This is a genomic window from Paracoccus sp. (in: a-proteobacteria) (genome assembly GCF_030536915.1).
Lineage (GTDB): Bacteria > Pseudomonadota > Alphaproteobacteria > Rhodobacterales > Rhodobacteraceae > Paracoccus.
In genome coordinates this window covers 1-6,206 of record NZ_JAUNPC010000123.1, presented here as the reverse complement: position 1 = coordinate 6,206, position 6,206 = coordinate 1, and the positions used below count along the sequence as shown (strand labels likewise).

Here is a 6,206-nt window from a genome sequence, read left to right as displayed (position 1 = left end):
CGGATGCGGGCGCGGGTCGTCTGCACCTTGTGGGTGACGATCGAGACCTTGGCCCCGACCATCCGGTTCAGCAGCGTCGATTTCCCGGCGTTCGGTTCCCCGATCAGCGCGACGAAGCCCGCGCGGGTGGGGCCTTCGGGCACCTGCTCGGGTGCGGTCTCGTTCTCGGTCATGCGTTATCCCCGATCTTGTCCAGCATAACGCTGGCGGCGGCCTGTTCGATGCTGCGCTTGGTGCCGGTGCCGCTGGCCTCGGCCTCGCGCCCGTCGTCCAGCCGCACGATGATGCGGAAATGCGGCGCGTGGTCGGGGCCCGAGCGGTCCGCCACCTCATAGGCGGGCGGACCCATGCCCTGCGCCTGCGCCCATTCCTGCAGCGCCGTCTTGGGGTTGAAGGCGGCCTCCTCGGCTCCGGCGATCCGCGCGCCCCAGAGCCGCAGGATCATCGCCCGCGCGGGTTCGAACCCGGCATCGAGATAGACGGCGGCGATCACCGCCTCCATCGCGTCGCCCAGCAGCGCGTCCTTGCGCCGACCCCCGGTCATCATCTCGGACCGGCCGAGCTTCAGCACGTCCCCCAGCCCGATCTGGCGGGCGATCTCGGCGCAGGTCTCGCCGCGCACCAGCGCGTTCAGGCGCGGGGCCAACTGGCCCTCGGTCGCGCCGCGGTCGGCCTTCAGCAGCGCCTCGGCGATGGTCAGGCCCAGCACGCGGTCGCCCAGGAACTCCAGCCGCTGGTTGTCGGGGCGCGTGGCCGAGGACAGGCTGCCGTGTGTCAGCGCCCGGACCAGCAGCGCGGGATCGGCGAAGTCGTGACCCAGCCGCGCCGAGAAGCCGGCAAGCTCGGCCGAAAGCTTCACCGCGCCACCTCAGTGGACCGCATGGAAGAAGCGGTCCCCCCGCCAGGTCCAGAAATACAGAAGCGACGAGCCCGCCGAGGAGAACATCACCCGGTCGGCCCGGCCGATCAGGAACTCGGCCGGCACGAAGCCCAGACCGCCGGCAATGGCGGGCACGCGGCTGTCTTCCGAATTGTCGCGGTTGTCGCCCATGAAGAAATAGGTGCCCTCGGGGACCGTGAAGACGGGCGTGTCGTCCAGAGGCCAGTTGTCCACGAGGTTCAGCACGTCGTGGCTGCGGCCCTCGGGCAGCGTCTCGGTGAAGCGGGGCGTCTCGCAGTCGCCGCCCTCGGGCACCGGCTCGTTGGTGCAGCGCGGCAGGCTGCGGGCCGGACCCTGCGGCAGCTTGGGTTCCACGAAGACGCCGTTCGGGGTTTGCGGCACCGGCGTGCCGTTCAGGATCACCTGGCCGTTCCGCATCTGCACCGTGTCGCCGGGCAGGCCGATCACTCGCTTGATGAAATCGACGCCGCGGGTCGGGTGGCGGAACACCACCACGTCGCCGCGTTCGGGTTCGGACCCGAGGATGCGGCCGTCGATGGGGCACAGCGCGAAGGGGCAGGAATAGCGCGAATAGCCATAGGCCATCTTGTTGACGAACAGGAAGTCGCCGATCAGCAGCGTGTCCTTCATCGACCCCGAGGGAATCCAGAAGGGCTGGAAGAAGAGGGTGCGGAAAATGCCCGCAATGACCAGCGCCCAGAAGACGGTCTTCACCGTTTCCCAGATTCCGCCTTCCTTCTGCGCGGTCTTCGTGCGGGCCATGCTGTCTCTCGTCCAATGATCGGAGGGTTCTTGGGCGCGGGCATGGGGTGAAGTCAAGGCAAAGCGCACCGAACCTGCGCGGGCGTGATCGTCAGCCGGCGTCGGGCAGCGCCTCGATGACGACAAAGGCCTGCGCCCAGGGGTGGTCGTCGGTCAGCGTCACATGGACATGGGCGCGATGCCCCGGTGGGGTCATCGCCGCCAGCCGGTCCGCCGCCCAGCCGGTCAGGGCCATGGGATGCCCATCGCCAGCCCCGTGCCCAGCGCCTTGCTGCAGGCCTCTTTCGCCGCCCATCGCTTGGCCAGCGTCGCCGACTCATGCGCCCGCCGCGCGGCGCGGGCGAGTTCGCGTTCGGTGAACACCCGGTTGCGAAAGCGGTCGCCGTAGCGGTCCAGCACGCCTGCGATACGGTCGATGTTGCAGAGATCGGTGCCGATGCCGAGGATCATGGGGCTTGCTGCTCGAGGGACTCTGAACGGTTCACAGAGAAAGCTCTGCCGCGATGTCGCCGCTGCGCTGATCGATCGTCACCCGCAGCGTCGCCGGCGCCCCTGCGCCTGTATCGGGATCATGGCGTTCGGCCGGAAAGGTCAGGATCAGGCCGCTTGCCGGATCATAAGCCGCTGTCCGCCCGGCGAAATCGAGACTGTAGAAGCCGCTGCCTTCCTGCAGCGACACGCGGCGGCATTGCGGCATCCCGGTTTCGTCGGCGGGCGGAGAGATCACCATCAGGTGCAGCGCCGCCGCGGCGGGCTCGACATTGTCGAACAGCGCGACGCGGACCGCGCCATTCGCATAGGTCGCAGAGTTCTCGGCCCAGGGCTCGACGAGATAGCGGGCGTTCACGGCCGCGTCGCAGGGGCCGACATGGGCGGCAAACCCAGCCGAGGGCAGCAGTGCCAGTGCCAAGGCGGCAAGTCGCTTCATTGCGCGCGTCCCCGCGCCGCGTCCATGCGCGCCCGCATTTCCCTGATCGCCGGCCCGAGGCCGATGAAGACAGCTTCCGAGATCAGGAAATGGCCGATGTTGAGTTCGCGCAGTTCCGGGATCGCGGCGATGGGGCCGACGGTGTCGAAGGTCAGGCCGTGGCCCGCGTGGACCTCCAGCCCCAGCGCGGCGGCGATGCGGGCGCCCTCGGCCAGCCCCGCCAGTTCGGCGTCGCGGGCGGCGGGGTCGCCGTCGGTGTCGTGGTCGCAATAGGCCCCGGTGTGCAGTTCCACGACCGCCGCGCCGATGCGGGCGGCGGCCTCGATCTGTCGGGAGTCGTGGCCGATGAACAGCGACACCCGGCTGCCCGCCTCGCGCAGCGGCGCGATGAACTCGGCCAAGCGCGATTCGTCGCCCGCGATGTCGAGGCCGCCTTCGGTCGTGCGTTCCTCGCGCTTTTCGGGGACGATGCAGACGGCATGGGGGCGGTGGCGCAGGGCGATGGCCTGCATCTCCGCCGTGGCCGCCATTTCCAGGTTCAGGGGGACGTGCAGCGCCTCGGACAGCCGGGCGATGTCGGTGTCCGAAATGTGGCGGCGGTCCTCGCGCAGGTGGGCGGTGATGCCGTCGGCCCCGGCCTCCTGCGCCAGCAGGGCCGCGCGCAGGGGATCGGGCCAGGGGGTGCCGCGCGCGTTCCGCACGGTGGCCACATGGTCGATGTTGACGCCCAGTCGCAGCATGACGGTTCCCCCCTGATGTCCGCGGCCGAGCCTAGCCCTGCGGCGCGGCCGAGGGTAGCCCCGCGATGGTCCGGGTGGCGCGCACCCACCAGCCGGGGTTCGCGGCGCCGATGGCCCGCGCGGCGGCCTCGGCGGCGGGTGCATCCGCGAAGATGCCGAAGCAGGTCGCGCCCGACCCCGACATCCGGGCAAGCTGCGCATCTTCTGCCGCAAGCGCCGCCAGGCAATCGGCGATGACGGGGCGCAACCCGAGGGCGGGCGGCTGCAGGTCGTTGCGGGTCGCGGAAAGCCACTTCGCCAGCGCGGCGGCGTCGGGCCGCAAAGGTGGTTCGGGCAGGGGCGGGTTGTCGCGCCGTTCCAGCGCGGCGAAGACGGCGGGGGTGGGCGTTTCCACGCGGGGGTTGACCAGCACCAGATGCAGTCCGGGCAGGTCGAGGAGCGTGATCCGCTCGCCCACGCCCTCCATCCGCAGGGGGCGGCTGAGCAGGCAGGCGGGCAGGTCGGCGCCCAATCGCTCGAGGCGGTCGGGCGTGCGGTCCAGCGCCCGCAGCACCGCCGCCGCATCCGCCGTGCCGCCGCCGATGCCCGAGGCGGGGGGCAGGTGCTTGTCCAGCGTGACCGCAGCCTCGGCGCCGACGTGGCGCAGGGCGCGCAGGCACAGGTTGTCCTCTCCCCCCGGCACCGCACCGGCGAAGGGGCCGGTGACGGTCAGCGAGGACGGCCCCGGCGAGACGCTCACCCGGTCGCCCAGTTCGGTGAAGACCACCAGCGAATCGAGCAGGTGATAGCCATCCGCCCGCCGCCCGGTGACATGCAGGGCCAGGTTGATCTTGGCGGGGGCGGGCTCAAAGCGGGTCATGGGTGCGGGCTGTCCGGGTTGCGAGGGGATCACGAGGGACGTGCCCGGCGCGGCGTGATGCGGAGCAGGGGCAACGGATGCCATCCTCCCGCATGGCTTTCCAAGGCTAGCGGCCGGATGCGCCCCATGGGACCAACCGCGCCTCAGGGTCCTGAGGACGGGCCGGCAGGGGGAGCCTCCGCTTCGGCCGCCGGGGCCTCCGTGCCGGTGCCCTCCGCGTCGGTCAGCGTCTCAGGCTCGGGCTCGGGCAGGCCGAAGCCTTCGGGCAGGGTGCCGCCATTGGCGCGCTCGGCCTCCAGCACGGCGTCCAGCCCGACCTCCAGCTTGGCGCGGATGCGGTCCACGTCGGTGTCGGTGTCCTCGGGCTTGTAGAGGCTCAAAGCCCGCTGCCATTGGATCTCGGCCTCGCGCTTGCGGCCGGCCATCCAGTAGATGTCGCCCATGTGGTCGTTGACCAGGCTGTCGTCCGACATGACGGCCACAGACCGCTCCATCGGCTCGACGGCTTCCTCGTAGCGGCCCAGCCGGTAATAGGCCCAGGCCAGCGAATCGAGGATATAGCCGTCATCGGGGCGCAGCTCGACCGCGCGCTTGATCAGGTCCAGCCCCTCGTCCAGCCGAACATTCCGGTCCACCCAGGAATAGCCGAGATAGTTCAGGATCGGCGCCTGGTCGGGCTGCAGGTCCAGCGCGGCCTGAAAATCCGCGTCGGCACCGTCATAGTCGCCCGAGCGTTCGCGGGCGATGCCGCGGGCGTAAAGCGGGAACCAGGTGGCCTGCGGGTCTTCCTCGGCCTGCAGGATCTGCAGGGCGCGGTCATAGACGGGGACGGCCTCGGCGAACTTGTCGTTCTGCCGCAGCACGTCGCCCAGCGCCACCCAGGCCTGCGCATAGTCGGGATAGGTTTCGGTCAGGGCGCGGGCGGCGGCTTCGGCGGCCTCCATCCGGTCGGCGCGGGCCAGGCTGTCGATGCGCACCAGTTCCGCCGCCGGGCGCATCTGTCCGGCCTGCCGCAGCGCGTCGAATTCCCGCTCGGCCAGGTCGAACTGGCCCGCCGATTGCAGAAGCTGGGCGATCATCAGCCGCGCATCCGGCAGCGTCGGGTCCAGATACTGCCCCAGCCGGGCGTAAAGCAGCGCCAGCGGGTCGGTTTCCTCGTTCCCCATCAAGGCCCCGGCGAAGATGACCAGCACCTGCGCCAGCCCGTCGCGTGGGTCCTCGACGATGTCGAAGGGCACCGTTTCCCCCGCCTGCAGCCGCTGGCGCAGGTCGATCAGGACCGGCTCGTTCTCGATGGCGTCCAGCGAGTCGAGAAAGGCGATGGCCTCGTCGTTGCGTTCAAGCTGGGACAGCACCTGCGCGCGGGCGATCACCCCCTGCAGGTGCGACGAGGCCTCGGGATTGTCCAGCGCGGCGGCCGCCCCCTCGTAATCGCCGACGCTGGCGCGGGCAAGCGCAAGCTGGAACCCCGCGATCCCGGCAGCGCCGGTCGCCCCGGCCAACTGGTCCAGTTCGGCGAAGGCTTCCGAAGCGCGGCCCGCCCCCATCAGCGCCCAGGCGCGGAAAAGTCCGTCCAGCAGCGGCCCGCCCGCGCTGGGCGTCGAGGGATTTTCCTCAAGCGTGGCCAGCACGGCGGGCCAGTCCTGCTGCCGGGCCAGGTCGACGCGGCGGATCAGGGCGGCAAGCTCGGTCGTGTTGTCCTCGCCTTGCGGCAGGCTGCCGGCAAGCGCCACGGCCTGGTCCATCTGCCCCGCCGAGACCATGGACACCAGCGCCCCGTCCTGCAGGAAGGGGTCGGTCCCGTCCACCGCGACCGCGCGGCCGAAATACCGGGCGGCGGCGGTGAAGTCGTTGTCAGAGGCCGCCTGCCGCGCGGCCAGGTAAGGGCCCGCAAGGCCTGGAAGGCGGTTCACCCGCGTGGCGATCCGCGCATCCGGGACTGCCCCCGCATCCATCTGGGGCCCGCTGCCCGGGGTGGGTGCGGGGGTTCTGTCGGCCTGGGCCAGAACGGATGCC

Annotated in this window: 7 protein-coding genes and 1 pseudogene; all 8 read right to left on the bottom strand. The window is 70.8% G+C overall.

Annotated elements, in window-relative coordinates; genetic code table 11:
* Nucleotides 1-173, bottom strand: a 173-nt coding sequence (locus Q4F04_RS14250; RefSeq protein WP_303370467.1) for a GTPase, incomplete at its 3' end; no start/stop codon positions are given.
* Nucleotides 170-859 carry a ribonuclease III gene (rnc, locus tag Q4F04_RS14245; RefSeq protein WP_303370466.1) on the bottom strand — a complete coding sequence of 230 codons (690 nt, stop codon included), beginning with the start codon at nt 857-859 and terminating at the stop codon, nt 170-172. The genes Q4F04_RS14250 and rnc, both read right to left, overlap by 4 nt.
* 9 nt (nt 860-868) lie before the next feature.
* Nucleotides 869-1,663 (bottom strand): signal peptidase I, encoded by a 795-nt coding sequence (gene lepB / locus Q4F04_RS14240; protein ID WP_303370465.1) that lies wholly within the window; start codon nt 1,661-1,663, stop codon nt 869-871.
* A 91-nt stretch (nt 1,664-1,754) separates the two neighbouring features.
* Nucleotides 1,755-2,113, bottom strand: a pseudogene (gene acpS, locus Q4F04_RS14235) (holo-ACP synthase).
* Nucleotides 2,114-2,144: 31 nt separating this feature from the next.
* A complete protein-coding gene (locus tag Q4F04_RS14230) occupies nt 2,145-2,591 on the bottom strand; it encodes a hypothetical protein (protein WP_303370464.1) in 447 nt (148 codons plus the stop codon).
* Nucleotides 2,588-3,331: a pyridoxine 5'-phosphate synthase gene (locus Q4F04_RS14225; RefSeq protein ID WP_303370463.1), complete on the bottom strand. Its 744-nt coding sequence runs from the start codon at nt 3,329-3,331 to the stop codon at nt 2,588-2,590. Before Q4F04_RS14225 ends, Q4F04_RS14230 begins: the two co-directional genes overlap by 4 nt.
* A gap of 31 nt (nt 3,332-3,362) precedes the next feature.
* Nucleotides 3,363-4,190 (bottom strand): 4-(cytidine 5'-diphospho)-2-C-methyl-D-erythritol kinase, encoded by an 828-nt coding sequence (locus Q4F04_RS14220; protein WP_303370462.1) that lies wholly within the window; start codon nt 4,188-4,190, stop codon nt 3,363-3,365.
* A gap of 143 nt (nt 4,191-4,333) precedes the next feature.
* Nucleotides 4,334-6,206: tetratricopeptide repeat protein (locus tag Q4F04_RS14215; protein ID WP_303370461.1), on the bottom strand; the 1,873-nt coding region annotated here is incomplete at its 5' end.